At 71.7% G+C, this 23,796-nt stretch carries 24 protein-coding genes and 1 pseudogene; 14 read left to right on the top strand and 11 right to left on the bottom strand.

Going from position 1 to position 23,796, the window contains the following annotated elements; translation table 11 throughout:
* The first annotated feature begins 415 nt into the window (after positions 1–415).
* Positions 416–1,069, top strand: a complete 654-nt coding sequence (locus ACYSUO_RS39890; RefSeq protein ID WP_461781103.1) for a TetR/AcrR family transcriptional regulator — start codon at positions 416–418, stop codon at positions 1,067–1,069.
* 4 nt (positions 1,070–1,073) lie between these two features.
* On the opposite strand, the gene ACYSUO_RS39885 is transcribed toward ACYSUO_RS39890, so the two are convergent.
* Positions 1,074–1,949 (bottom strand): MaoC family dehydratase, encoded by an 876-nt coding sequence (locus ACYSUO_RS39885; RefSeq protein WP_461781099.1) that lies wholly within the window; start codon positions 1,947–1,949, stop codon positions 1,074–1,076.
* Between the two features lie 195 nt (positions 1,950–2,144).
* Positions 2,145–3,476, bottom strand: coding sequence for a 3-oxoacyl-ACP reductase (locus ACYSUO_RS39880; RefSeq protein WP_461781098.1), 1,332 nt, complete (start codon positions 3,474–3,476; stop codon positions 2,145–2,147).
* Positions 3,477–3,564: 88 nt separating this feature from the next.
* Between ACYSUO_RS39880 and ACYSUO_RS39875 the strand changes: the two genes are divergently transcribed.
* Positions 3,565–4,896: an acetyl-CoA C-acetyltransferase gene (locus tag ACYSUO_RS39875; protein ID WP_461781097.1), complete on the top strand. Its 1,332-nt coding sequence runs from the start codon at positions 3,565–3,567 to the stop codon at positions 4,894–4,896.
* Positions 4,897–4,936: 40 nt separating this feature from the next.
* Here ACYSUO_RS39875 and ACYSUO_RS39870 read toward each other — a convergent pair whose 3' ends face one another.
* Entirely contained in the window at positions 4,937–5,791 is an 855-nt protein-coding gene (locus ACYSUO_RS39870; RefSeq protein WP_461781096.1) for a helix-turn-helix domain-containing protein, read from the bottom strand.
* A gap of 245 nt (positions 5,792–6,036) precedes the next feature.
* On the opposite strand from ACYSUO_RS39870, the gene ACYSUO_RS39865 reads away from it, so the two are divergent.
* Entirely contained in the window at positions 6,037–7,452 is a 1,416-nt protein-coding gene (locus ACYSUO_RS39865; RefSeq protein WP_461781095.1) for an MFS transporter, read from the top strand.
* A gap of 53 nt (positions 7,453–7,505) precedes the next feature.
* On the opposite strand, the gene ACYSUO_RS39860 is transcribed toward ACYSUO_RS39865, so the two are convergent.
* Positions 7,506–8,327: a helix-turn-helix domain-containing protein gene (locus ACYSUO_RS39860; protein ID WP_461781094.1), complete on the bottom strand. Its 822-nt coding sequence runs from the start codon at positions 8,325–8,327 to the stop codon at positions 7,506–7,508.
* Here ACYSUO_RS39860 and ACYSUO_RS39855 point away from each other — a divergent pair.
* Positions 8,326–8,829 carry a DUF2000 family protein gene (locus ACYSUO_RS39855; RefSeq protein WP_461781093.1) on the top strand — a complete coding sequence of 168 codons (504 nt, stop codon included), beginning with the start codon at positions 8,326–8,328 and terminating at the stop codon, positions 8,827–8,829. The genes ACYSUO_RS39860 and ACYSUO_RS39855 overlap by 2 nt on opposite strands.
* A gap of 81 nt (positions 8,830–8,910) precedes the next feature.
* Here ACYSUO_RS39855 and ACYSUO_RS39850 read toward each other — a convergent pair whose 3' ends face one another.
* Positions 8,911–9,225: an AzlD domain-containing protein gene (locus ACYSUO_RS39850; RefSeq protein WP_461781092.1), complete on the bottom strand. Its 315-nt coding sequence runs from the start codon at positions 9,223–9,225 to the stop codon at positions 8,911–8,913.
* A complete protein-coding gene (locus ACYSUO_RS39845) occupies positions 9,222–9,953 on the bottom strand; it encodes an AzlC family ABC transporter permease (protein ID WP_461781091.1) in 732 nt (243 codons plus the stop codon). The genes ACYSUO_RS39850 and ACYSUO_RS39845 overlap by 4 nt, the downstream gene beginning before the upstream one ends.
* A gap of 93 nt (positions 9,954–10,046) precedes the next feature.
* On the opposite strand from ACYSUO_RS39845, the gene ACYSUO_RS39840 reads away from it, so the two are divergent.
* Entirely contained in the window at positions 10,047–10,670 is a 624-nt protein-coding gene (locus ACYSUO_RS39840; protein ID WP_461781090.1) for a helix-turn-helix domain-containing protein, read from the top strand.
* A gap of 24 nt (positions 10,671–10,694) precedes the next feature.
* Here ACYSUO_RS39840 and ACYSUO_RS39835 read toward each other — a convergent pair.
* Both ACYSUO_RS39835 and ACYSUO_RS39830 read right to left on the bottom strand, forming a co-directional pair.
* A pseudogene (locus ACYSUO_RS39835) lies at positions 10,695–10,943 on the bottom strand (MurR/RpiR family transcriptional regulator); the annotation flags it as partial.
* Positions 10,944–11,110: 167 nt separating this feature from the next.
* Positions 11,111–11,314 (bottom strand): cold-shock protein, encoded by a 204-nt coding sequence (locus tag ACYSUO_RS39830; RefSeq protein WP_003998944.1) that lies wholly within the window; start codon positions 11,312–11,314, stop codon positions 11,111–11,113.
* 291 nt (positions 11,315–11,605) lie between these two features.
* Between ACYSUO_RS39830 and ACYSUO_RS39825 the strand changes: the two genes are divergently transcribed.
* The 6 genes from ACYSUO_RS39825 to ACYSUO_RS39800 all read left to right on the top strand — a co-directional run bounded on the left by ACYSUO_RS39825 (position 11,606) and on the right by ACYSUO_RS39800 (position 18,467).
* A complete protein-coding gene (locus ACYSUO_RS39825; protein WP_461781089.1) occupies positions 11,606–12,478 on the top strand; it encodes a menaquinone biosynthetic enzyme MqnA/MqnD family protein in 873 nt (290 codons plus the stop codon).
* Between the two features lie 256 nt (positions 12,479–12,734).
* Positions 12,735–14,456: a serine/threonine-protein kinase gene (locus ACYSUO_RS39820; protein WP_461781088.1), complete on the top strand. Its 1,722-nt coding sequence runs from the start codon at positions 12,735–12,737 to the stop codon at positions 14,454–14,456.
* A gap of 33 nt (positions 14,457–14,489) precedes the next feature.
* Positions 14,490–15,203, top strand: coding sequence for a prepilin peptidase (locus tag ACYSUO_RS39815; RefSeq protein WP_461781087.1), 714 nt, complete (start codon positions 14,490–14,492; stop codon positions 15,201–15,203).
* A gap of 78 nt (positions 15,204–15,281) precedes the next feature.
* The gene (gene mqnC, locus ACYSUO_RS39810; RefSeq protein WP_461781086.1) at positions 15,282–16,481 is read left to right on the top strand and encodes a cyclic dehypoxanthinyl futalosine synthase; all 1,200 of its coding nucleotides are present in this window, start codon (positions 15,282–15,284) and stop codon (positions 16,479–16,481) included.
* 7 nt (positions 16,482–16,488) lie between these two features.
* On the top strand, positions 16,489–17,121 hold the full coding sequence (locus ACYSUO_RS39805) for a hypothetical protein (protein ID WP_461781085.1): 633 nt from the start codon (positions 16,489–16,491) through the stop codon (positions 17,119–17,121).
* Positions 17,122–17,771: 650 nt separating this feature from the next.
* The gene (locus ACYSUO_RS39800; protein ID WP_266712899.1) at positions 17,772–18,467 is read left to right on the top strand and encodes a demethylmenaquinone methyltransferase; all 696 of its coding nucleotides are present in this window, start codon (positions 17,772–17,774) and stop codon (positions 18,465–18,467) included.
* Between the two features lie 45 nt (positions 18,468–18,512).
* Here ACYSUO_RS39800 and ACYSUO_RS39795 read toward each other — a convergent pair whose 3' ends face one another.
* Positions 18,513–18,866, bottom strand: a complete 354-nt coding sequence (locus ACYSUO_RS39795; protein ID WP_461781102.1) for a PASTA domain-containing protein — start codon at positions 18,864–18,866, stop codon at positions 18,513–18,515.
* Between the two features lie 504 nt (positions 18,867–19,370).
* The gene (locus ACYSUO_RS39790) at positions 19,371–19,874 is read right to left on the bottom strand and encodes a GNAT family N-acetyltransferase (protein WP_461781084.1); all 504 of its coding nucleotides are present in this window, start codon (positions 19,872–19,874) and stop codon (positions 19,371–19,373) included.
* Between the two features lie 96 nt (positions 19,875–19,970).
* On the opposite strand from ACYSUO_RS39790, the gene ACYSUO_RS39785 reads away from it, so the two are divergent.
* Both ACYSUO_RS39785 and ACYSUO_RS39780 read left to right on the top strand, forming a co-directional pair.
* A complete protein-coding gene (locus ACYSUO_RS39785; protein WP_266712903.1) occupies positions 19,971–21,263 on the top strand; it encodes a geranylgeranyl reductase family protein in 1,293 nt (430 codons plus the stop codon).
* A 92-nt stretch (positions 21,264–21,355) separates the two neighbouring features.
* Positions 21,356–21,682, top strand: coding sequence for a putative quinol monooxygenase (locus ACYSUO_RS39780; RefSeq protein WP_327662056.1), 327 nt, complete (start codon positions 21,356–21,358; stop codon positions 21,680–21,682).
* Positions 21,683–21,892: 210 nt separating this feature from the next.
* On the opposite strand, the gene ACYSUO_RS39775 is transcribed toward ACYSUO_RS39780, so the two are convergent.
* Positions 21,893–22,723 carry a C40 family peptidase gene (locus tag ACYSUO_RS39775; RefSeq protein ID WP_461781083.1) on the bottom strand — a complete coding sequence of 277 codons (831 nt, stop codon included), beginning with the start codon at positions 22,721–22,723 and terminating at the stop codon, positions 21,893–21,895.
* Positions 22,724–23,432: 709 nt separating this feature from the next.
* Here ACYSUO_RS39775 and ACYSUO_RS39770 point away from each other — a divergent pair.
* Complete coding sequence (locus ACYSUO_RS39770; RefSeq protein ID WP_266712909.1) at positions 23,433–23,792, top strand: NADH-quinone oxidoreductase subunit A; 360 nt, start codon at positions 23,433–23,435, stop codon at positions 23,790–23,792.
* Positions 23,793–23,796: the final 4 nt, after the last annotated feature.

The following is a 23,796-nucleotide window of genomic DNA, read 5'->3' as shown; positions in this document are numbered from 1 at the left end:
GGCCGACGCCCCCGGAGGGGGCGGGTGGGTGGGAGATGGGCAGGGGAGAGGAACCGAGGTTGACGGCATTGCGCCTGCTGAGGAGCAGGTGGAGGGCGCGGGGCAACCGGGCCCGCTCGTGGGCGAGAGGCACGAGCCCGAAGGGCGACGGGGTCCGGGGTGCAGCCCCGAGGCGTGGGAACGGTTGGCCGTGACGCCGGCGGAGCCCTGAGGTGTGTGGTGGGTGGCCGGGGCGGCGGCGGGGTCTTGGGGCTGCACCGCGGTTGGGACCGGGGTGGAGGCCCGGGGCCGGGGAGCGGTCCCGGTGGGGCCGGAGGCCGTGGCGGAATGCGTACGCTGAAGCGTGCAGAGCGGGCGAGGAAAGGCGGCTGGGGTGGGCGGCGAGGTGCGGTCCGGGGTGGTGCGGCAGAAGAGGATGCCGCGGGCCGAGCGGGAGCGGCAGATGCTGGACGCCGCGGTGCGGGTGTTCGGGAAGCGGGGGTACCGGGCCGCGTCGATGGACGAGATCGCCGAACTGGCGGGCGTGTCCAAGCCGTTGGTGTACCTGTACCTGAACTCGAAGGAAGACCTGTTCAGCGCCTGCATCCGACGCGAGGCGAAGGCCCTGGTCGACGCGGTGCGGGCGGGCGTACGTACGGACGTGGCCGCAGACCGGCAGCTGTGGGAGGGCCTGACCGCCTTCTTCACGCACACCGCCGAACGACCCGACGGCTGGGCGGTGCTGCACAGCCAGGCGCGCTCCGGCGGGGGGCCTGCGTCAGAGTCTCAGCTTCCTTCGAGCAAGGGAGAGCCCGTTGTCGCGGAGGTCGGCGCGATGCGCGAGGAGATCGTGGCGTTCGTGACCCATCTGATCGCGGAGGCCGCACGCGAGGCGCACGACAATCCGGAGCTGGCCGAGCGGGAGGTCGCGGGCCTCGCCCAGGCCCTCGTCGGCGCGGCGGAGGCACTGGCGGACTGGGCGAACGGCGACGCGTCGGTGTCCGCGAAGGAGGCCGCCACGACGTTGATGAACTTCTCCTGGTCGGGCCTCGGCAACCTGATGGACGGGGAGCGCTGGTCGGCCCGTTAGGGCCCTAGTCCGCCAACCCGTGCACCTCGCCGGTGACGTGCACCCGGTCGCCCTCGGCGGCCCGCAGCTCGAAGGCCGGGCCCTGCGCCGCGTACACCACCTCGCCAGGCAGCAGCACCGGCGCCTTGAAGCGCGCCTGGACGTGGACGGGCCCGTTCGTCTTGTGCTCCGCCAGGCAGCGGGCCACCGTCCACATGCCGTGGGCGATGGCGCGCGGGAACCCGAAGAGGCGGGCCGTGAGCGGGTGCAGGTGGATGGGGTTGCGGTCGCCGGACGCGGCGGCGTAGCGGCGGCCGAGGTCGTCGCCGAGCCGCCAGCGGGCCTGCTCGGGGAGCGGTTCGGCGGGGGTGTCCTGCTGGGGTGTGTCCTGCTGGGGTGCCGCGCCCTTCGGCGCGGACGTCTTGTGGCGGGCCAGATACGTACTGGTCGACTGCCACACCGGAGCCCCCTCGGCATGCAGCTCGGTGACGACGACGGCCTCCGTGCCGCGGCGGTGCGGCTGCAACTCCCTTACGTAGACGCTCAGTTCGAACGTTTCGGTGGGTGACAGGTCGCGCTGCTGCGTGATCGCGATCGACGTGTGGACGAGGCCGAGCACCGGCAGTGGGAACGCGCGCTCCGACATCAGCCGCATGGCCAGGGGGAAGCCCAGGATGTGCGGATACGTGACGGGCAGCTCGGGCCGCTCGGTCGCGAACCCGCAGGCACGTTCGTACGCGGTGAGGTGGTTCTGCGCGATGCGGAGGCCGGGGACGGTGAGCCGGGTGTCGGGCAGCGGTGCGTCCTGGCGGGGCCGCTTGAGCGGGGAGAGGGCGGCGCCGCGGAGCATGAGGGGGAGGAGGGAGGGGGTGCGGTCGAGGGTGACGGTGCGGGGGGTCATGGCGGGTCCTCGTGGGGTGAGGGGTGCGGGTGGCGTTGCGGGGGTTGTGGTGTGGGCTGCGACGGGGCTGGGGCCGGTCGGAGGCGCTGCCCGCGCCGGGGTGCCGCCTTGCCCACCCTGCCGCCCCTGGCGGCAGATTGCCCAAGGCGGCCGGGGCGGCGGCGGATTGCCCAAGGCGGGGTCACCCCGGAGGGCTTACGCGCCCAGCAAGGACTGCCCGCACACCCGCACCACCTGGCCGTTCACCGCCCCCGAGCCCGGGGATGCGAACCACGACGTCGTTTCCGCCACGTCCACCGGAAGCCCGCCCTGGCCAAGGGAGTTCATCCGCCGTCCGGCCTCCCGGATGAACAGCGGGACGGCCGCCGTCATCTTGGTCTCGATGAAACCGGGGGCCACCGCGTTCACCGTCACACCGTGCTCCGCGGCGGCCCGCGGCGCGAGCGACCGTACGAGGCCGACGATGCCCGCCTTGCTCGCCGCGTAGTTGGTCTGCCCGGCGTTGCCCGCGATCCCGGCGATGGAGGCGGTGGCGACGATCGACCCGCCGCGGCGCACGGCCCCCGCCTCGAGCAGCGAGTCCGTCGTCCGCAGCACGCTCGCGAGGTTGACCTCGAGCACCGAACTCCAGCGCTCCGCAGGCATGTTGGCCAGGCGCCGGTCGCGCGTGATGCCCGCGTTGTGCACGAGCACGTCCAGGCCGTCCGGTACGAACTCCGCGATCCGCTCGCCCGCGTCGGCCGCCGTGATGTCCAGCGGCAGCGCGCGCCCGCCGAGCCGCTCCGCCACCTTCGCGAGGTCGGCCTCGGCGGACGGCACGTCAAGCAGGACGACCTCGGCCCCGTCCCGTACGAGGGTCTCGGCGACGGCCTCGCCGATGCCGCGGGCGGCGCCGGTGACGAGCGCGGTGCGCCCGGCGAGCGGCCGGTCCCAGTCCCCGGGAGCAACCAACTCGCCCTCGACGACGCCGACTTGAATCACCTGCCCGCTCACATACGCCGACTTCGGCGACAGCAGGAAGCGCAGGGTCGACTCGGCGCCGGCCACCGGCCCCGCGACGCGCACCAGGTTCACGGTGCGGCCGCGCCCGATCTCCTTGCCGAGCGAGCGCACGAAGCCTTCGAGGCCCTGCTGCACGGCCGCCTGGTGGTGGTCGTCGGCCGATGGCTGCGCGCCGAGGACGACCACGCGGCCGCCCGCCGCGAGGGAGCGGACGACCGGGTGCAGCGCGGCGTGCACATCGGCGAGGGAGTCGAGGCCGGTCACGGCGGTGGCGTCCACGACGGCGGCGACGGGCCGCGCGCCCGCGGAGGCGGTCGACACGACGTCGAGGCCGGTGCCGGAGAGCAGCTTCGCGAGTTCCTCGCGGTGCGTGGACTCGCCCGCCGTGAGGTGCAGCAACTGCCCTTCCAGGCGCGGGCGTTCAGAGCTGAAGCGGTGCAGCGGCGCCGGCTGCGGCAGGCCGAGGCGGCGGGTCAAGAAGCGGCCGGGGGCCGTGCCCGTGAAGTTCAGATAGCGGTCGGCCATTGTCCAGCTCCCAGCTCGGTCGTAAATTTACTACAGAGTAAGGTTACTCATTGGTCAGAACTTGTCGAGAGCTCAGGAGCTGCCGAACATGGCGCGAACCCCGAAGGCCTCTGCCGCAGGAAAGGGGCCGGCCGCCCCGCTCGTAGGAAACGCCCCGCGTCGTGTCGCCGTCGTCGCCGGCAACCGGATCCCGTTCGCGCGCTCCGACGGCCCGTACGCGACCGCGTCCAACCAGGACATGCTGACCGCCGCGCTCGACGGCCTCGTCGGGCGGATGAAGCTCCACGAGCCGGGCGCCGTCGGCGAGTTCGTGGCGGGCGCCGTGCTCAAGCACAGCCGCGACTTCAACCTCGCGCGCGAGACCGTGCTCGGCTCGATGCTGGATGCGCGCACGCCCGCGTACGACATCCAGCAGGCCTGCGGCACCGGTCTGCAGGCCGTGATCGCCGCCGCCAACAAGATCGCGCTCGGCCAGACCGAGAGCGCGATCGCGGGCGGCTCCGACACCGCGAGCGACGCCCCGCTGGGCGTCAACGACGAGCTGCGCAAGATCCTCCTCGAGGCCCGCCGCGCCAAGTCGACGGGTGCCAGGATCAAGGCGCTCACCAAGGTCAGGCCGGGGCACCTGATCCCCGACATCCCGCGCAACGCCGAGCCGCGCACCCGCCTGTCCATGGGCGAGCACGCCGCCGTCACCGCGCGCGCGTGGGGCATCGCGCGCGAGGCCCAGGACGAGCTGGCCGCCACCAGCCATCAGCGGCTCGCGGCGGCGTACGACCGCGGGTTCCTGGACGAACTCGTCGTGCCGTACCGGGGACTTGAGCGCGACCAGAATCTGCGGCCGGGCTCGACGGTCGAGAAACTCGGCACGCTGAAGCCGGTGTTCGGGGTCAAGGGCGACAACCCGACCATGACGGCCGGGAATTCGACGCCGCTGACGGACGGCGCGGCGGTGGTGCTGCTCGCGAGCGAGGAGTGGGCGGCCGCGCGAGGCCTTGAACCCTTGGCGTACCTGACCGCGTACGAAACGGCCGTGGTGGACTTCGTCGACGGTGACGTCACCGGTGGCGACGGCGACGGGCTGCTCATGGCGCCCGCGTACGCCGTGCCGCGGATGCTGGAGCGGGCCGGGCTCGGGGTCGAGGACTTCGACCTGTTCGAGGTCCACGAGGCGTTCGCCTCACAGGTGCTTGCGACGCTCGCGGCGTGGGAGAAGGCGGGGCTCGCGCCGGTCGACCGGGAACGGTTGAACGTGGCGGGGTCGTCCCTCGCGACCGGGCATCCCTTCGCGGCGACGGGGGCGCGGATCGTTGCCACGCTGGCGAAGTTGCTTGCGGAGCGCGGGGGTTCGGGTCGTGGGCTGATCTCGATCTGCGCCGCGGGTGGGCAGGGCGTGACGGCGATTCTGGAGCGCGCCTAACGGGGTTGACGCCTCGGAGCTCTGCCCCGGCCCCCGCGCCTCAATCGCCGGCGGGGCTTGAATGGGCCGGGTCCAACTTCAGCACCGCCTCCTCGTCCGCCGACCCCGCAGGGGCCTGGTAGACGACCATGCGCTGGCCGCCCGTACGGGCCAGTTGCATCACCTCGAAGGTGAGCGTCATCGCGCCGACCTTCGGGTGGTCGAAGGACTTCGTGCCGCCGCTGCGCTCATGGACGTCGTACCGGTCCCAGATGCGGGCGAAGTCCGGTGACTTCAGGAGGAGTTCGCCGACCAGCGCCGCCATCCGCGGATCGTCCGCGTCCGTGCCGCCGATGGCCCGCAGGTGGGCGACCGACGCGGTCACCGTCTCCTCCCACGGCACGTACAGGGACCGCCCGACCGGGTGCAGGAAGAGATAGCGGGTGATGTTGCGCTGCTCGGCCGGCAGGTCCCACAGGCCGGGCAGCAGGCGGCGGCCCGCGGGGTTCGCCGCGAGTACGTAGTTGAAGCGGCTGACCACGTACGCGGGCAGCGGCCGCAGCGCCTCCAGCATCCGGAGCACGGACTCGCGCACCGTGTCGTCGGTGGTGGGGCGGGGCTCGGTGTGCCGGCCCGAGGCCATCTCGGCCAGGTCGTGCAGCCGCTCGTGCGCGTCGCCGCGCAGCCGCAGCGCGTGGGCGATGGCGTCGATCACGGCGGGGGAGGGGTTCGTCTCGCGGCCCCGCTCCAGACGCGTGTAGTAGTCGACGCTCACTCCGGCGAGCGTCGCCAGCTCCTCGCGCCGAAGCCCCGGCGTGCGCCGCAGGCCCGTGCCGGCGGGCAGGCCCGCGTCGGCCGGTGTCACCTGCCCCCTGCGGGCCCGCAGGTAGCGGCCCAATTCCGTGGTCTCAGCCATACGTGCATTGTCCATCGTCGTCGAGTGCGGTGGGGGGCCGTGTCAGGGCCAGGAACGCGGCACCCCGGTGCGGCACGGTCTGCCACCTTTCGCGCGGCGGCCGCAGAGTTGTCCTCGCTGCGGGTGGCCGGCAGGCAAGGGCCCTTCACGTAAGGGCCCGGGGGCCCAGGGAGTGCATGTCACAGGGCCGCGGCCCGTGCCTGCCGCCCACCCGCACTTCGCACACCGCGCCCCAGGAGGACAGCGTGACCACCGTCGCCGCCAGAGCCCGTACTCGTACCCGTACGCAACCCGTACGCGAAGCCGGGGCCGCACCCGGCCGCACCGGCCGGACCCCCGCCCTCCTCGCCGCGCTGCTCGGCTTCGCCGTGATCACGATCGACGTGTCGGCCGTGAACATCGCCCTGCCCGGCATCCGCGACGACCTGCACGGCGGCATGACCGGACTGCAGTGGGTGGCGGACGCGTACACGCTGATGTTCGCCGGTCTGATGCTGTCGGCCGGCGCGCTCAGCGACCGCACCGGTGCCCGCCGCGCTTACGTCCTCGGCACCACCCTGTTCACCCTCGCCTCGCTGGCCTGCGCCGTCGCCCCCGGCCTCGGCGCGCTGATCGCGGCCCGCGTCGTCCAGGGCGGGGCGGCGGCCGTCCTGATGCCGGCCTCGCTCGCGCTGATCCGGGAGGCGTACGACGACGCGCGGCGGCGGGCGCGGGCGATCGCCCTGTGGACGGTCGGCGGTTCGGTGTCGATGGCGGCGGGCCCGGTGCTCGGCGGCGTACTCACCGAACACGTGGGCTGGCGTGCGGTGTTCTTCCTCAACCTGCCCGTGGGCGCGGCCATCCTGCTCCTGCTCACGAAGGTCGCCCCCTCGCCGCGTCGCCCCGCACCACTGGACATCCCCGGCCAGATCACTGCGGTCCTCACCCTCGCGGGCCTGACCTTCGCGGTGATCGAGGGCGGCGGCGCGGGTCTCGCGGCGCTGGCGGTGGCGGTGGTGTCGGCGATCACCTTCTACGTGACCGAGAAGCGCCACCGAGCCCCGATGGTCCCGCTGACCATGCTGCGCGACCGCACGGTCTCGGTCTCCCTCGCGGTCGGCTTCGCCATCAACGTCGGCTTCTACGGTGTGGTGTTCCTGCTCGGCCTCTACCTTCAGCAGCTCCGGGGCATGTCCGCGACGGCGGCGGGCCTGGTCTTCGTACCGCTGGCCGTACTGATCACCGGCACGAACCTGATCTCCCCGCGCGTCGCCGAACGCTTCGGCCGCCGCCCGGTCGTCGTCATCGGCCAACTCGTCCTGGCCCTCGCGATGTTCGCGCTGCTGCCACTGACCGCGCACACCCCGACCTGGCTGCTCCTGACCCTCCTCGTCCCGACGGGCCTCGGCGGAGCGTTCGCCATCCCGGCGGTGACGGCGATGCTGATGGACTCCGTCCCCGGCCCGCGCGTGGGCACGGCATCCGGCCTCCTCAACGCCCTCCGCCAAACCGGCGGCGCCCTCGCGGTAGCCCTCTTCGGCACCCTCCTCGCATCCAACGGCGAGGGAACGTTCTCCCTGACCGGCATGCGGGTGAGCCTGCTGGTGGCGGGCGTACTGCTGGTGGCGACGGCGGTGCTGAGCGGGGTGGCGCTGCGCAAATCAAGCCCCGCCGGCGATTGAGGCGCGGGGTCCGGGGCAGCGCCCCGAGACGTCAACCCCGCCTGGGCGCAACGTCACCGGCCCCGCGCATAGCGCCCCGGCGGAACCCCCACCACCCGCTTAAAGCACCGCGTCAAATGCGCCTGATCGTAAAACCCACACGCCTCCGCCACCCCGGCAGGCGCCTGCCCATCGAGCAACATCCGCCGCGCCCGATCCACCCGCCTCGACATCAGGTACCGGTGCGGAGCAATCCCGTACGCCGCACCGAACGACCGCACCAGATGCGCCGGATGCGCATGCACAAGCCCCGCCGCCTCCTTCAGCTCGACGCCCTCGACGAGCCGCGCGTCGAGCAGCTCCCGCAGCGCCACCGCCACACGCCGGTCGGGCACGGCCTTCGGGGCGTCGGCGAGCGCGGGCCGCAGCCGCTCACGGAGCCGCTCCCCGACGAGCGCGAGCCGCGCCGCCGCCTCCAACTCGTCCCCGGGGTGCGCGAGCGCGGCGTGGAGCTGCCCGATACGTCGCCGTAGCAGCGGATCAACGAGGTCGGGCGTGTCCACCGCGGCACCGATGAACGACGCGTCCAGCGGCCCGTCGTCCCCCGCCGCCTCCAGATACAGCACCCGCTTGCGGAACCCCTCCGGCGTGGCGGCCTGCCCATTGTGCGGAACCTGCGGGGGCAGCAGCGAGACGGTGCCGAGCGGCGTCCCGTGCTCGTGCCGCTCCAGGTCGTAGCGGACGGCGCCCTCGTCGACGATGAGCAGCGTCCAGGTGTCGTGCACGTGCATCGGGTAGGCGTGCCGCGTGAAGTGGGCGTGGAAGACCTCCGTGACGCCCGGTACGCGGGGCCGCCACGCTGTGATCTCTTCCCCCGTAGAACCGCCGACTGCCATGCAAAAAACGTACAAGACCGGACGGGAAGGTGGGCGGCAGTCTCAAGCCATGAGCACCGAGATGACCACCACCCCCGCCGCCCCCGCCCCCGTCCGCTTCGACACGAAGATCGCCGTGCTGCTCCGGGACGACCTGGAGACTTGGCAGCGCCTGAACGTCACGGCGTTCCTCGTCAGCGGCCTCGGCACCCAGCTGCCCGAGGTGATCGGCGAACCGTACGAGGACGCGGACGGCACACCGTACCTGCCGATGCTGCGGCAGCCGGTGCTGGTTTTCGAGGGTGGCAAGGAACTCCTGAAGACCGCCCACGAACGCGCCCTGCGCCGCGCCCTGCCCCGCGCCGTCTTCACGTCCGACCTGTTCGCGACCGGCAACGACACGGACAACAGGGCAGCCGTACGAGCCGTGGGGACGGCCGACCTCGACCTGGTGGGCCTCGCGGTCTACGGCGCGCGCAACGCGGTGGACAAGGTGCTGAAGGGGGCCCGGATGCACCCGTGAGGAACGACGGGACCGGGAACGGGGTGACCTGGACGGTCGGGACACAGGGGGTCGGCACAGGACACGGAGTGGCCGGCACGATTACGGAAGCCCCGCCAGCCGCAGCAGCCCCGTGACCGCCGCCGCCCCCACGACCACCACCGCGAACGGCGCCCGCCGCCACACGAGCACCCCGCCCACCAGCACCCCGGCGGGCCGCGCCCACCCGGCGAACTCGTGCCCCTCCATCAGGGCGCCGGTGGCGAGCAGCGCGACGAGCAGGACCGTCGCGCCGTCGGTGAGCAACTCCTGTACGCGTACGGGGAGTTGGACCCGGCCGTGCAACAGCGGCCCGGCCAGGCGGAAGACGTAGGTTCCCGCCGCGAGCGCGAGTACGGCGATGAGCTGGGCGTTCACACGGCCCTCCCGGCGGACTCCTCGGCGGTCTCCGCGGGCGACAGCGTGCACAGCAGCCCGGCGAGGGCGAGCAGCACCGGCACGCCCGCGGGCAGGAACGGCGTGGCGGCGACCGCGAGCACGGCACCCGCCGCAGCGGCCCGCCGCACCCCGCGCCCGTCCCGCAGCGCGGGCAGCACCAGGGCGAGCAGCACCGCGGGGAACGCGGCGTCGAGCCCGAACCGGTTGGTGTCCCCGAGGGCGGATCCGGCGAAGGCGCCGAGCGCGACACTCACGTTCCAGGCGACGAAAAGGCCGACGCCCGAGACCCAGAAGGCGGTGCGCCGCCGGGCCGGATCCTTCTCCGCCATCACGAACGCGGCCGTCTCGTCGGTCACCAGGTGCGCGCCCACGAGCCGTGCGAACCAGGACGTGCCGAGCGCGTCGGAGATCGCGAGGCTGAAGGCGGCGTTGCGGGTGTTGAGCACCAGCCCGGTGACGGCCGCGGCGAAGGGCCCGCCCCCTGCGGCGAACACCCCTACGGCGCTGAACTGCGCGGACCCCGCGAACACGAGCAGCGACATCGCCACGGGCACCCACACGGGCAGCCCGCTCGCGACCGCGACCGCACCGAACGACAGCCCTACGACGGCGTCGGCGAGCCACACAAGGGCGCAGTCGCGCATCAGTCGGGGGTCGGTGACGGGTGTTCGGTGTGACGGGCTGAGTGTTCGGTCTGGCGAACGCATGACAGGAGAATGCGCGCACTCCCGCCCGTTCGTCAAGCCGAACGATAGGCTCGCTACGGCGAACGCCGTGACCGGCCGAGGACAGGAGTACTCATGGACGAGCGCAATCCAGCCCCGCCGGCGTTTGAGGCGCGGGGTCCGGGGCGGAGCCCCGAGTCGTCAACCCCGCCCCGCCTCCCCCTGGACCGCATCGCCGCGGCCCTCCGCCGCGAACGCACCCGCGCCGGCCTCTCCCTCTCCGAGCTGGCCAAACGCGCCGGCATCGCCAAGTCCACGCTGTCCCAGCTGGAGGCGGCGAACGGCAAGCCGGGCCTGGAGACCTTGTGGGCGCTGAGCGTCGCCCTGGACGTTCCGCCGAGCGTCCTGCTCGACCCGCCGCGCGCCGCCGTCCACGTCATCCGCGCGGGCCAGGGCCCGGCCGTCCCCTCCGAAGTGGCCAACTACAGCGCGGCGTTGCTCTCCGCGAGTCCGCCGGGCGCCCGCCGCGACCTGTACTTCCTCCAGGTCGAGCCGGGCAGTCCGCGTGACTCGGACGCGCATTCGCCCGGCACCACGGAACACCTGATCGTCGCGACGGGCCGGGTCCTCGCGGGCCCGACGGAGGACCCCGTCGAGCTCGCCCCCGGCGACTACCTCTCGTACCCCGGCGACGCGCCCCACACGTGCCAGGCCCTGGAGCCGGGCACAACCTGCGTACTGGTGATGCAGCACACGTAAGGGACCCGGGAGGCCCCGGAAGGTTTACTTCTTCTTCGGTCGCAGCAACTGCTCCCGCAACACCGTGAGCTGGTGCGACGTCGCCACGGCGCGCCCCTCGTCCAGCGTCGTCATCGCCAGCAGCAGCGCGTCCGCCACCACCAGCGCCGTCAGCGCCTCCGTGGTGATCCCCGTGGGTGTGTGCGGGGCGGTGAGCACCGCGTCGACCCGGTCCCCGTACCGCTCGGCCAGCTCGTCCGTGACCAGGACGACCCGCGCGCCCACCGCCCGCGACGCGGTCGCCGCCCGCGCCGCACTCACGTAGAGGACACCGCGTAGAAGACACCAGGAGAAGGGCAAAAAAGGCAGGAGCCCCGCTGCCGTAAGGCGCGGGGCTCCTTGGGTACTGCACTAGGTTCCGGATCAGAACACGGCAACTACCACCGTGTGATCGCGAACGATCAGACGGGGGTGACGTTCTCCGCCTGCGGGCCCTTCGGGCCCTGCGTGACGTCGAAGCTCACGGCCTGGTTCTCCTCGAGGGAGCGGAAGCCGCTTGCGTTGATCGCGGAGTAGTGGACGAAAACGTCCGGGCCGCCGCCTTCCTGGGCGATGAAGCCAAAGCCCTTTTCAGCGTTGAACCACTTCACGGTTCCGGTAGCCATAAGCCCTCCTATGGGCCATAGGGTCGCCCTGCTCCAGAACCTGCAAATGCACTTGCGAACAACTGCAAAAGTCTGAAAACGACGAGAGCCCGCGGTCACATGCTCCGCAGGCTCTGTACTGCAAGGGAAACCAAACTGCAACTTGCGGCGAGCCTAGCACGCAGGCAGCCGAATGCAATAGAGGGCAAGATCACGTCACTCGCAGGTTTGAAGGGGTCCCGGTGAGGGTTGACCCGAGGACGTGGCTGACCCGGATCCTGCACCGTACCGCATGGGGTTTAGTGTCGCGATGTGGACAATTCTCCCGAGACCCTGAAGGCCGCGCGGCGCACTCGTCCGCGAGTGGGCCACATCCAGTTCCTGAACTGCATGCCTCTGTACTGGGGACTTGCCAGGACGGGCTCGCTCCTGGACTTCGAGCTGACGAAGGACACGCCGGAGAAGCTGAGCGAGCAGCTGGTGAACGGTGACCTCGACATCGGTCCCATCACCCTCGTCGAGTTCCTCAAGGCGGCCGACGACCTCGTCGCGTTCCCGAATCTGGCCGTGGGCTGCGACGGCCCCGTGATGTCCTGCGTGATCGTCTCGCAGGTCCCTCTCGACCAGCTCGACGGCCGGCGGGTGGCCCTCGGGTCCACCTCCCGTACGTCGGTCAGGCTGGCGCAGCTGCTGCTGGCCGAGCGCTTCGGCGTACAGCCCGACTACTACACGTGCCCGCCGGACCTCGGCCTGATGATGCAGGACGCGGAGGCGGCCGTGCTCATCGGGGACGCGGCGCTGCGGGCCAATCTGCACGACGCCCCGCGGCTCGGCCTCCAGGTGCACGACCTGGGCGCGCTGTGGAAGGAGTGGACGGGGCTGCCCTTCGTCTTCGCGGTGTGGGCGGCGCGCAAGGAGTACGTGGAGCGCGAGCCGGAGATCACCCAGAAGGTGCACGAGGCGTTCCTGGCGTCGCGCGACGTCTCCCTTGAGGAGGTCGCCAAGGTCGCAGAGCAGGCGGCGCGCTGGGAGGTCTTCGACGAGAAGATCCTCGAGGAGTACTTCACGACGCTCGACTTCCGCTTCGGGCCCGCGCAGCTGGAAGGCGTCACGGAGTTCGCGCGGCGGGTCGGCCCCACGACGGGATTTCCCGCGGATGTACGGGTCGAGCTGCTGACGCCGTGAATTCCACCTGAGCGCTCTCGTGGTCCGGCGGAGTTCGTCGCCTTCGGTGTTCTACGGCGTTCCCCGGCGCGGGATTCCCGGAACCTTGTACGGGAATTCCGCGCCGGTGGGTGAATTCGGTATGAATTCACGGTGATCGGCCCTGTGGTCCCGATTGGTTCCGGATGTGTTCCGGAGCGTTCGAGAGGCATGTGCGCGGACGATGCGCGGGGCTACGCTGCTGGTGCGTGCGTGCACATTGGGGGAGGTCCGCATCATGCAGCCGCTTCAGACCGGCGAACCCACGGCTGTGGGGCCCTACCGGTTGCTGGGCAGGATCGGTTCGGGCGGCATGGGCCGGGTGTATCTGGGCCGCAGCGCTGGAGGGCGCACCGTCGCCGTGAAGATCGTGCACCCGCACTTCGCGCTCGACGAAGAATTCCGGGCGCGCTTCAAGCGTGAGGTGCAGGCGGCCCGCCGGGTGGGCGGCGCCTGGACGGCGCCGGTGCTCGACGCCGACCCGGACGCCGAGGTGCCGTGGGTCGCGACGGGATACGTCGCGGGCCCCTCGCTCACCCAGGCCGCGGGCGACGGCGCGGGCCTGCCCGAGCGCTCCGTACGGGTCCTGGGGGCCGGCCTCGCCGAGGCGCTCGCGGCGGTGCACGGCCTGGGGCTCGTGCACCGCGACGTAAAACCCTCGAACGTGCTGCTGACCCTGGACGGGCCGCGGCTCATCGACTTCGGCATCGCCCGCGCCACCGACGGCACGGCCTCGCTCACGTCCACCGGCGTCTCCATCGGCTCGCCCGGCTACATGTCGCCCGAGCAGATCCTCGGCAAGGCCGTCACGGGCGCCGCCGATGTCTTCTCGCTCGGCGCGGTCCTCGTGTACGCGGCGTCGGGGTCGTCCCCCTTTCCCGGTGACTCGTCGGCCGCGCTGCTCTACAAGGTCGTCCACGAGCAGCCCGAACTGGGCTCGCTGACCGGGGAGCTGCGCGAGGTCGCCGCGGCCTGCCTCTCGAAGGACCCGGCCGCGCGCCCCACTCCTGAGGAGGTCGCCCGGCGCCTCGCCCCGGACGGCGCGGCGCGTCTCGTACAGGCGGGGTGGCTGCCGGGCCCGATGGTGGAGGAGGTCTCGCGCGGCGCGGTGCGGCTCCTGGACCTGGACGGCGCACCGGCCGACGTCCCGCACTCGGGGCCGACGCAGTTCAGCAGCCCTGCGGTGTCAGGGAGTTCGCGGCCTTCGGAGTTCAGTAGCCCCGCTGGCCCCGGGAGTTCGCGGCCGGGAGAGTTCAGCAACCCCGCCACTCCCGGGAGTTCGCTGCCTGCGGGTGTCTTCGGGCCGCCGGATCCCGCGTACGCGTCCGTGCCCACGCCCCGTACGGAGGGGGCACCCACCGAGGGGGCGCCGCAGGACGCCGTGCCGGGGCGTCTGTCGATGTCCGTGACGGCGACCTCGACCCCCGACAAGCCGAACGGCCGGGGTCGCCGGGTCAGTTGCACGCTGGCGCTCTCCGTGGCGGGCGCGCTGGCGGCGGTGACCGTCGGCGGGGTGGTCCTGCTCAACGTGCTGCCGGGCGACGGCGGCGGCGACCAGGGCAGCGCGAGCGATGCCAGGCCCACGGCTTCCGCCGCGTCGAAGGCACCGGGCGTGCCGAAGTTCTACGTGGGGTCGTGGAACGGGCCCGCGAAGCAGGCGGGGGTCTCCTTCGGCACGTTCCGTGTCGACCTGAAGCAGGCCTGGGCGGGCAAGCAGGTCGGCAAGGTGACGTCGACGGACCCGCTGGGCATCCAGTGCGTCGACGTACTGACCCTGAAGTCCGCCGACGGCAGGGCGCTGGTCGCCGAGGGGAAGGCCGCACCCGGCAATCCGGGGACCTGCGCGACCGGCCCGCACACCGTGCGCCTCACCCGGCACGGCGCGTCCCTCAAGTACACCTCGCAGTACCCGGCCGCCGGCAATCCCACGGCGGACCTCGACCGGGTCAAGAGCGGCTGAGACGGCGCGGGGGACAGGGGGCAGGGGAACGTGGTGCAGGGGGACGTACTGATCGCCACCGAGGCCGGTGCACCGGTCGTGCTGGTCGCGCTCGCCGCACTGTGGGGCGCGGCCTGCGGGCTGCTCCTGCCGCGGCCCGCGTACCGGCTGTCCGTCGAACCGGGGGAGCCGTGGCGCATGGCGCGCGGCTGGCTGGGGGCCCGGCCGGGGCCGAGCGCGCTCGGGCTCGCCGCCGTCACCGCGCTCGTCTGCGCGCTGCTCGCCGTCGCCACCGGCACCCGCCCCGAACTCGGCGCCTGGCTGCTGCTCGCGCCGCTCGGCGTGCTCCTGGCCACCGTCGACTTCGCGGTGAAGCGGCTGCCGGACGTGCTCACGCTGCCGCTCGCCGGGCTCACCCTGCTCGCGCTCGGCGGGGCGGCGCTGCTGCCGGAGGCCGGCGGATCGTTCAGCGGCGCGCTGTGGGGCGCGCTCGGGCTCGGCGGCGGATATCTGCTGCTTCTGCTCGCCTACCCGAAGGGGATGGGCTTCGGGGACGTGAAGCTGGCGGTGGGGCTCGGCGCGGCGCTCGGCTGGTACGGGTGGGGCGTGCTGTTCCTGGGGGCGTTCGCCGGGGTGTTGTTCAACGGCCTGTACGCCCTGGTGCTCGTCGTCGCGCGGCGGGCGGGGCGCAAGAGCGAGATCCCTTTCGGCCCCTTCATGATTCTGGGCGCCCTCACGGGGGTTCTGCTGGGTGGCCTGGGGGCCTGACGTACGCTGAGATTTCAGCTCAGACTCGTCGAGACTCCGGCTCGGACTCGGCAGAATCCTCCGAAAGGGGCTCGCCCGGTGACCGAGAAGGCCGCGCTTCAGTCCGTCCTCGACCGCGCCGCCGACGGTGGGCGGATCACCCCCGAGGAGGCCGTCGCCCTCTACCGCGACGCCCCGCTGCACGCGCTCGGCGCCGCCGCCGACGCGATCCGCCGCCGCAAGTACGCGGGCATCGAGCACATCGCGACGTACATCATCGAGCGGAACATCAACTACACGAACGTGTGCGTCACGGCGTGCAAGTTCTGCGCCTTCTACGCGGCCCCCAAGGACACCAAGAAGGGCTGGAGCCGCGACCTCGAGGACATCCTGCGCCGCTGCGCCGAGACCATCGAGCTCGGTGGCACGCAGATCATGTTCCAGGGCGGGCACCACCCGGACTACGGGGTCGAGTACTACGAGAAGCACTTCGGCGCCATCAAGAAGGAGTACCCGGAGCTCGTCATCCACAGCCTGGGGGCTTCGGAGGTCGAGCACATGGCGCGGATCAGCGGTGTGTCGGTCGAGGAGGCCATCACCCGCATCCACGCCGCCGGGCTCGACTCCTTCGCGGGCGCCGGCGCGGAGCTGCTGCCCGCGCGGCCGCGCAAGGCGATCGCCCCGCTGAAGGAGTCCGGCGAGCGCTGGCTGGAGATCATGGAGACCGCGCACCGCCTCGGTGTCGAGTCCACCTCCACCATGCTCATGGGTACCGGCGAGACGAATGCCGAGCGCATCGAGCACCTGCGCATGATCCGCGACACGCAGGACAAGACGGGTGGCTTCCGCGCCTTCATCCCGTACACGTACCAGCCGGAGAACAACCACCTGAAGGGCCGCACGCAGGCGACGCTCTTCGAGTACCTGCGGATGATCGCGATCGCCCGGATCTTCCTGGACAACGTCCAGCACATCCAGGGCTCGTGGCTGACCACCGGCAAGGAGGTCGGCCAGCTGTCGCTGCACTACGGCGCGGACGACCTCGGCTCGATCATGCTGGAGGAGAACGTCGTCTCCTCCGCCGGTGCCAAGCACCGCTCCAACCGCATGGAGATCATCGAGCTGATCCGCAAGGCGGGCCGCGTCCCCGCGCAGCGCGCCACCACGTACGAGCACCTCGTCGTGCACGACGACCCGGCGAACGACCCGGTCGACGACCGCGTCACCTCGCACATCTCGTCGACGGCGATCGACGGCGGGACGGCTCACCCCGAGCTGAAGCTCGTCTCCACCAACTGAGCCCGCCTTGGCGACACTTCACGTCGACGGCGACGGATTCGCGGTGCTCGTCGAGGGCGAGTCCGTAAAGGCGCTCGGACCGTACGAGGAGCTGGCCGACGCCCTTCCCCAAGCTCTCGGCTCCGCTCGAGCAGGGGAGACCCCATTGCAGGCGCGGGTGCGGCGCTGGCCCGGCATCCTGACGCCGGGTCTCCTCAACCCGTACGGTCCCGAGATCCTCGAGCACACGTACCACCCGGACCCGCGTGAGGCGGACACGTACGGGACGGTGCCGATCGGTGGCGAACGGGCGCGGGAGATCTTCCGCGCGGACCCGTCCCGGCTGGGCGCGAGTGCGCGGCGGGGCGTGCAGCGGTTGTTCGCGCACGGGACGGTGGCCCTCGCGGGCGAGCTGCGCTCCAAGGCGGTCCTCGAGGTGGCCCGGCGCTCCGGGCTGGCGTTCGGCGGCCGTCCCGAGCGGCTGCCGGGGCCGGTGTCCCTGTCCCCGAGGCCGATGGTGCTGTTGCCTGCGCTGGCGGTGGGCGGGGCGGCGCGCTTCGCGGTCTTCGACGTCGCGGACCGCGCGGAACTGGTCGCCAAGGGGGCGTCCACGTGCGTGGCGACGGTCGTCGCGGGCCGCTTGGTGTACCGGGGCCGGTAGCCGGGCTACGGGGCGCTGCCTGGACCTCGGCCGGTCCTACGCCACGGGGCTCTGCCCCGGACCCCGCGCCTCAATCGCCGGCGGGGCTGATTGTGCCGAACCGGCGTTACGGGCCGGGGGCGCCGCCCCGACCGGGCCGAATTCACCGACCCGGCGTTACGGCCACGGGGCTCTGCCCCGGCCCCCGCTGCTCAAGCGCCGCAGAGGCTTGATTTGCCCACCCGCCGCGGGGGTTGAATGTCCCGCCACCCGCCGGCGATCGCCCGGCTCCCGCCCATCTCCCACCCACCCGCCCCCTCCGGGGGCGTCGGCCCGCCGGGGTCCCGCACCCGACTTGGGCGATCCGGCGTCGGCCGCGGCTCCCCATCCATTGAGGTCGACGCAGCCCCAGCCTTGGGCAACGCCAACCACGGCTCCCCGCCCGTCGTGGTCGACGCTGCCCCCGCCTCGGGCAATCCGCCGCACGCCCGGCTCCCCACCCGTTGCGGTCGGCCGCAGCCGACTTGGGCAATCTGCCGCCTGGGGCGGCAGGGTGGGCAAGGCGGCGCCACGGTGCCGCGCAATCAGGACGGTGGGCGTCGACCACGGCGCGGTCCACGGGCCCCGGTACCGTCCGTCGGCGACCGGGGGCCGCCTGCCACAATGGCCGGGTGACCCGTGCATCCCTGGACAAGCAGCCCCACGAAGTCGCCTCGATGTTCGACGACGTGGCGGAGAAGTACGACCTCACCAACGACGTGCTGTCCCTGGGACAGACCCGGCTGTGGCGCAAGGAGGTCGCCAGGGCCGTCGACGCCCGCCCCGCGCAGAAGGTCCTCGACCTCGCCGCCGGCACCGCCACCTCCTCGCAGCCCTTCGCCCAGGCCGGCGCCTACGTCGTGCCCTGCGACTTCTCCCTCGGCATGCTGCGCGTGGGCAAGCAGCGCCACCCGTGGATGCCGTTCACGGCGGGCGACGGCACGAAACTGCCGTTCAAGGACGACACGTTCGACGCCGTGACGATCTCCTTCGGGCTGCGCAACATCCAGGAGACCGAGGCCGCGCTGAGCGAGATGCACCGCGTCACCAAGCCGGGCGGCCGCGTCGTCATCTGCGAGTTCAGCCACCCGACGTGGGCACCCTTCCGCACCGTGTACACCGAGTACCTGATGCGCGCCCTGCCGCCGGTCGCGCGCGCGGTGTCCTCGAACCCGGACGCGTACGTCTATCTCGCCGAGTCCATCCGCGCCTGGCCCACGCAGCCCGAACTGGCCACGCTGATGCAGAACGTCGGCTGGCAGCAGGTGGCCTGGCGGGACCTCACCGGCGGCATCGTCACGCTGCACCGCGGCTACAAGAAGGCGTGACGCGAGAGGGGCACAGGGCTCAGGCTCAGCCCGACCCCGCGCGGCCTACCGACACGGACTGAACGACCCCGTCCGCGTCGGCGGCTCCTCCGGTTCGCCGAGCTCCCTGCGCATCCCGCCGCCCCGCGGCCCCGGCGCCCGCGGCACCCGCACGCCCGCGCCGCCACCGCCCTCGCCCTCACCGAAGTCGAACCAGACCGTGACGACGGCGTCCCGCGGCACCTCGACGCCGGGCAGCGGGTACTGGCGCACCACGTACTCCACCGCCACCCGGTCGAAGTCGTCCCGGTCCGCCGCCGCGATCAGCACGCCGTACTCACGGGCCGCCTGCCGCGCGTCGACCGCCATCAGGCCGACAAGCTTCGGCACGGGCACGTCCGGCGGCCCGGCATCCGGCATCTTGGGCGTCTTGGGTGTCTTCACCACAGATGTCACCCCCAGGAGGTACCGGGAGGATAGCCCTTGGGATGTGGTGTCCGGAAGGTTCCGGTCCCGGCTCCGGGCAGCCCCAGACCTCCGGGCGGCCCCGGAGCCTCGGGCGGCCCAGAACCCCGAGCGGTCCCTAACCTCCGGGCGGACCCAGAGCCCCGGGCGGTCCCTGACCTCCGGGCGGTCCCGGAGCCTCGGGCGGACCCAGAACCCCGAGCGGACCCAGAACCCCGAGCGGACCCGGAGCCCCGAGCGGACCCGGAGCCCCGGGCGGTCCCGGAGCCTCGGGTGGCCCCAGACCTCCGGGCGGACCCAGAGCCCCGGGCGGTCCCTGACCTCCGGGCGGTCCCTGACCTCCGGGCGGTCCCTGACCTCCGGGCGGCCCCAGACCTCCGGGCGGTCCCAGACCTCCGGGCGGCCCCAGAACCCCGCCCGGACCCACAGCCCCGCCCGGACCCACAGCCCCGCCCGGACTCACAACTCCAGGCGGAAGCAGTGCCCCTTCTTCCCCGTCGGCGTCACGAACGTCTCGGCCAGCTCCATGCCGAGCCGCCGGGTCACCGCGATCGAGCGCTCGTTGCGGGCGTCGACCATCGCGACGACGCTGCGCAGGCCCGTCGCCCGTACGTGATCCAGCGTCAAACCCGCCGCCGCCGTCGCGTACCCCTGCCCCCAGTACGCCCGCCCGAGCCGCCAGCCGATCTCGATCTCGCCGGTCGGCCCCCACTCCCGCTCCCAGGGCTGCGCGCCCGTGAACCCGATGACGTCCCCCGCGCCGTCGGTCATCGTCCACAGGCAGAAACCGTGCTCCGCCTCGTGCCTGCGCTGCCGCGCGGTCAGCTCCTCGTACACGGAGAGCTCCGCCGACGCGCCTCCGTGGAACTCCATGACATCGGGGTGGTCGAACACCCTGTGCCAGGCGAGCGCGTCCTCATGGGTGGGGACACGCAGATCCACGGCGGGCAGAACTCGACTCATGGGCTGGCCCTTCGGCTGAGTGGTCACGGTCGCTGAATAGACTGCCCATGTCCGTGCCGGACGGCACACCGTTTTCGAGCCTGGGGAGAACCCGCCGTGACCGAGCAGCCCAAGCCCCTCTCCGAGCACAGCGCGGACGTGATCGTCGTCGGGGCCGGACCCGCCGGTTCGACGACCGCCTACTACCTCGCCAAGGCCGGCCTCGACGTCCTGCTGCTGGAGAAGACAGCGTTCCCGCGCGAGAAGGTGTGCGGTGACGGCCTCACCCCGCGCGCCACGAAGCAGCTCGTCTCCATGGGCATCGACATCTCCGAGGAGGCCGGCTGGCTGCGCAACAAGGGCCTGCGCATCATCGGCGGCGGCGTCCGCCTCCAGCTCGACTGGCCCGACCTCGCCTCGTTCCCGGACTACGGTCTGGTTCGCAAGCGCGACGACTTCGACGAGCAACTCGCCCGGCAGGCCCAGAAGGCGGGCGCCCGCCTCTACGAGCGGTGCAACGTCGGCGCCCCGATCACCGACGAGCGCACCGGCCGCATCACCGGCGTGCACGCGAAGCTGGGCGAAGAGAAGCGCGAGGTCACCTTCCACGCCCCGCTCGTGGTCGCCGCCGACGGCAACTCGACCCGCCTCTCTCTCGCCATGGGCCTGCACCGCCGCGAGGACCGCCCCATGGGCGTCGCCGTCCGTACGTACTTCACGTCGCCGCGCCACGACGACGACTACCTGGAGTCCTGGCTGGAGCTGTGGGACCGGCGCGGCGCCGAGGACCGGCTGCTGCCCGGCTACGGCTGGATCTTCGGCATGGGCGACGGCACGTCCAACGTCGGCCTCGGCATCCTCAACTCCTCCAAGGCCTTCCGCGAATTGGACTGGCGCGAGGTCCTCAAGGCCTGGTGCGCGTCGATGCCGGAGGACTGGGGGTACACCCCGGACAACATGACGATGCCGATCCGCGGCGCCGCCCTCCCCATGGCCTTCAACCGCCAGCCGCACTACACCAAGGGCCTGCTCCTGGTCGGCGACGCGGGCGGCCTGGTCAACCCGTTCAACGGCGAGGGCATCGCGTACGCCATGGAGTCCGGCCAGATCGCGGCTGACGTCATCGTGCAGGCGCACGCGCGCGCCACCGACGCCCAGCGCGAACTGGCCCTGCAGCGCTACCCGAAGGTCCTCAAGGACACCTACGGCGGCTACTACACGATGGGCCGCGCCTTCGTGAAGATGATCGGCAACCCGAAGATCATGAAGATCGCGACGCAGCGTGGTCTGACCCACCCGATGCTGATGAAGTTCACGCTGAAGATGCTCGCGAACCTGACGGACCCGACCGGCGGCGACGCGATGGACCGTGTCATCAACGGCCTGAGCAAGGTCGCCCCGAAGGCCTGACCGAGGCCTGGTCGATCCTGACCCGTACCTGACCTGGGCCCCGCGCCCGGCCCGACTTTGCCGGGCCGGGCGGCTCGGGGCAGGGTGGACCCATGATTTTCATCGCCGTGAAGTTCACCGTCCGCCCCGAGCACGCCGACTCGTGGCTGGAGAAGACCGCCGCGTTCACCGCGGCCACCCGCGCCGAGGAGGGCAACCTCTTCTTCGACTGGTCCCGCAGCGTCGAGGACCCCAACCAGTTCGTGCTCCTGGAGGGCTTCCGGGACGGCGACGCCGGCGCCGCGCACGTCGGTTCCGACCACTTCAAGGCGGGCCTGGACGCCATGGCTCCGCTCATCGCCGCCACCCCGGAGATCATCAACGCCGATATCCCGAACGAGGGTTGGGGCGAGATGGGCGAACTCTCCCCGCAGGCCTGATCCGCAGCTCCGGCACAGCGCAGCCCCCATGCAATGCTGTCCCGGTTTTTCCTGACAAATACCGAAGGCCGCCGCACCCCGCAGGGGGAGCGGCGGCCTTCGGCCTTGCACGCTGGGAAGCCCTCAAAGGGCCTCAGGCGGCTGTGTGCGGCCTTTGAGTGCCGCAGGGGCCCCAGGGGGCCCGGGAGTTCACCAGAACCTCGGAGAGGCTCAGAGAACGCGAACCGCGCCGGTCGGCGGGTCGTAGGAGAGCGGCTGCTCGACGACACCGGTCGAGGAGTTCTGCGCGCCGACGAACTTGCCGCCGCCCACGTAGATCGCGACGTGGTAGGCGCTGCCGGAGCCACCCCAGTACAGGATGTCGCCCGCCTGGAGGTTGTCCAGGCCGACCTGGGTGCCCTGCGTGGACTGGTCCTGCGAGACGCGCGGCAGGTCGACACCGGCCTGCTTGTACGCGGCCTGCACCAGGCCCGAGCAGTCCCACGAGCTGGGGCCCGTGCCACCGGACACGTAGGCGTCACCGATGTGCGACTTGACGAACGAGACCACGGCGGCGGCGGATCCGCTGGCCGGGGCGGGGGCCTCGTCGGAGGAGGACGCGGTGGTCGCCTGGAGCGTGGTGCGCTCGCTGGAGCGGGAGGCCTCGGCCTTCGCCTCGGCCTGGCGCTTCGCCTCGGCCTCGGCCTTGGCCTTCGCTTCGGCCTTCTTCTTGGCCTCGGCCTTCTTCTCGGCGGCGACCTGGTCCTTCTTCGCCTGGTCCGCGGCCTTGTCGAAGGCGGCCTCGCGCTCGGCCTGGACCTGGTAGTTCGCCGCGGCCTGCTGGGTGGCGTCCGCGGACTGGGCGACCTGCGAGGACAGGTCGGTGGTGAGGGTGGGCATCTCCATGGTCTGCGTCACCGGCTCGGCGGCGTTGGCCGAACCAGCCGCACCAGCGACTGCCAGGGTGCTGAGGACGCCACCGGTAACTCCGGCGCGCAGGGCCATCTTCGAGGCGCTGCGACGGGGCTTCCGGTGGCTGGGTATGTGAGCGGTGTGGGACATGAGACCAACCGGTATCAGGGCCTCCCCGATCCCTTCAAGAAACGTGTGGTGCGCCACAGTTGTGAAGCGCGGGAGTGAAACCCCGGCTCGACAGGCTTTATTGACGCCGTAACGGGCAAAGCGGACAGCCCTCCACGAGGCCCTGAGCATGGGTTTTCCGCGATACGCCCGAATTGCCCCACGCTTACCACCCGTTGAGGCAGTTGGCCAAGCCCGGTTTCTGACGGTGTGACTACCGCGTGACGCAGGTCACAAGTGGACCCCTAGGGGGTGCGGTGCACACGCGATGAACACATCTCGCGTCCACTTCCATTCACACGCATCACGCCAACGTGTGAACGCCGTCCACTATCAGCCAACCGCGTCCAGCACCAATTTGCTTGCAGTCGCCACGTCTTGATAGTGGGCGCACCTCTGCGACCAGGGGTAACGCGCCAAGTTGTCACCACTGGTGATCACTCAGGTGCTTCGCGTGTGAAGATCACCGCTCATCCGACTTCATGATCCTTCGTCAGGTGGTGGAGATCACAAAGTAGTTGGCGCACCCCGTGTCGCAGATCACAGAGTTGCAGGCATAGGATGCGGGGCAAGTTGGGCTTGTGACCCGCTTCACATGTAGGCGATCTTCGACTGTTCGCGGGACGTGGGGGCGGGGCGCGAGTTCATGCAACCGCCAGCAGTCAGTGCCGACTGAGAGGAGCGAGGAGCGGTGAACGCCTATGCGCCCATCCTCGTACTGGGAGCCCTCGGGGCAGGCTTTGCGATCTTCTCCGTGATCATGGCCTCCCTGACCGGCCCGAAGCGGTACAACCGGGCCAAGCTCGAGGCCTATGAGTGCGGGATCGAGCCCACCCCCACGCCGGCCGGTGGCGGGCGCTTCCCCATCAAGTACTACCTGACGGCGATGCTCTTCATCGTCTTCGACATCGAGATCGTCTTTCTCTACCCCTGGGCCGTCACCTTCGACGCCCTTGGGGTGTTCGGGCTCGTAGAGATGCTGCTCTTCGTGCTCACCGTCTTCGTCGCGTACGCGTACGTATGGCGGCGCGGCGGCCTGGAATGGGACTGAGCCC

It is taken from the genome of Streptomyces sp. UC4497 (assembly GCF_054871485.1).
The sequence above is the reverse complement of the archived record's forward strand: the minus strand, read 5'-3'. Positions and strand labels throughout refer to the sequence as shown.

What these genes read in the sequence shown, in the direction of transcription:
- ACYSUO_RS39780 (WP_327662056.1), top strand. Translation starts at nt 21,356, where the DNA reads ATGATTTTCATCGCCGTGAAGTTCACCGTCCGCCCCGAGCACGCCGAC.
- ACYSUO_RS39775 (WP_461781083.1), bottom strand. Translation starts at nt 22,723, where the DNA reads ATGTCCCACACCGCTCACATACCCAGCCACCGGAAGCCCCGTCGCAGC.
- ACYSUO_RS39880 (WP_461781098.1), bottom strand. Translation starts at nt 3,476, where the DNA reads ATGGCCGACCGCTATCTGAACTTCACGGGCACGGCCCCCGGCCGCTTC.
- ACYSUO_RS39855 (WP_461781093.1), top strand. Translation starts at nt 8,326, where the DNA reads ATGCAAAAAACGTACAAGACCGGACGGGAAGGTGGGCGGCAGTCTCAA.
- ACYSUO_RS39860 (WP_461781094.1), bottom strand. Translation starts at nt 8,327, where the DNA reads ATGGCAGTCGGCGGTTCTACGGGGGAAGAGATCACAGCGTGGCGGCCC.
- ACYSUO_RS39890 (WP_461781103.1), top strand. Translation starts at nt 416, where the DNA reads ATGCCGCGGGCCGAGCGGGAGCGGCAGATGCTGGACGCCGCGGTGCGG.
- ACYSUO_RS39820 (WP_461781088.1), top strand. Translation starts at nt 12,735, where the DNA reads ATGCAGCCGCTTCAGACCGGCGAACCCACGGCTGTGGGGCCCTACCGG.
- ACYSUO_RS39795 (WP_461781102.1), bottom strand. Translation starts at nt 18,866, where the DNA reads ATGCCGGATGCCGGGCCGCCGGACGTGCCCGTGCCGAAGCTTGTCGGC.
- ACYSUO_RS39830 (WP_003998944.1), bottom strand. Translation starts at nt 11,314, where the DNA reads ATGGCTACCGGAACCGTGAAGTGGTTCAACGCTGAAAAGGGCTTTGGC.
- ACYSUO_RS39870 (WP_461781096.1), bottom strand. Translation starts at nt 5,791, where the DNA reads ATGGCTGAGACCACGGAATTGGGCCGCTACCTGCGGGCCCGCAGGGGG.
- ACYSUO_RS39790 (WP_461781084.1), bottom strand. Translation starts at nt 19,874, where the DNA reads ATGAGTCGAGTTCTGCCCGCCGTGGATCTGCGTGTCCCCACCCATGAG.
- ACYSUO_RS39840 (WP_461781090.1), top strand. Translation starts at nt 10,047, where the DNA reads ATGGACGAGCGCAATCCAGCCCCGCCGGCGTTTGAGGCGCGGGGTCCG.
- ACYSUO_RS39885 (WP_461781099.1), bottom strand. Translation starts at nt 1,949, where the DNA reads ATGACCCCCCGCACCGTCACCCTCGACCGCACCCCCTCCCTCCTCCCC.
- ACYSUO_RS39845 (WP_461781091.1), bottom strand. Translation starts at nt 9,953, where the DNA reads ATGCGTTCGCCAGACCGAACACTCAGCCCGTCACACCGAACACCCGTC.
- ACYSUO_RS39875 (WP_461781097.1), top strand. Translation starts at nt 3,565, where the DNA reads ATGGCGCGAACCCCGAAGGCCTCTGCCGCAGGAAAGGGGCCGGCCGCC.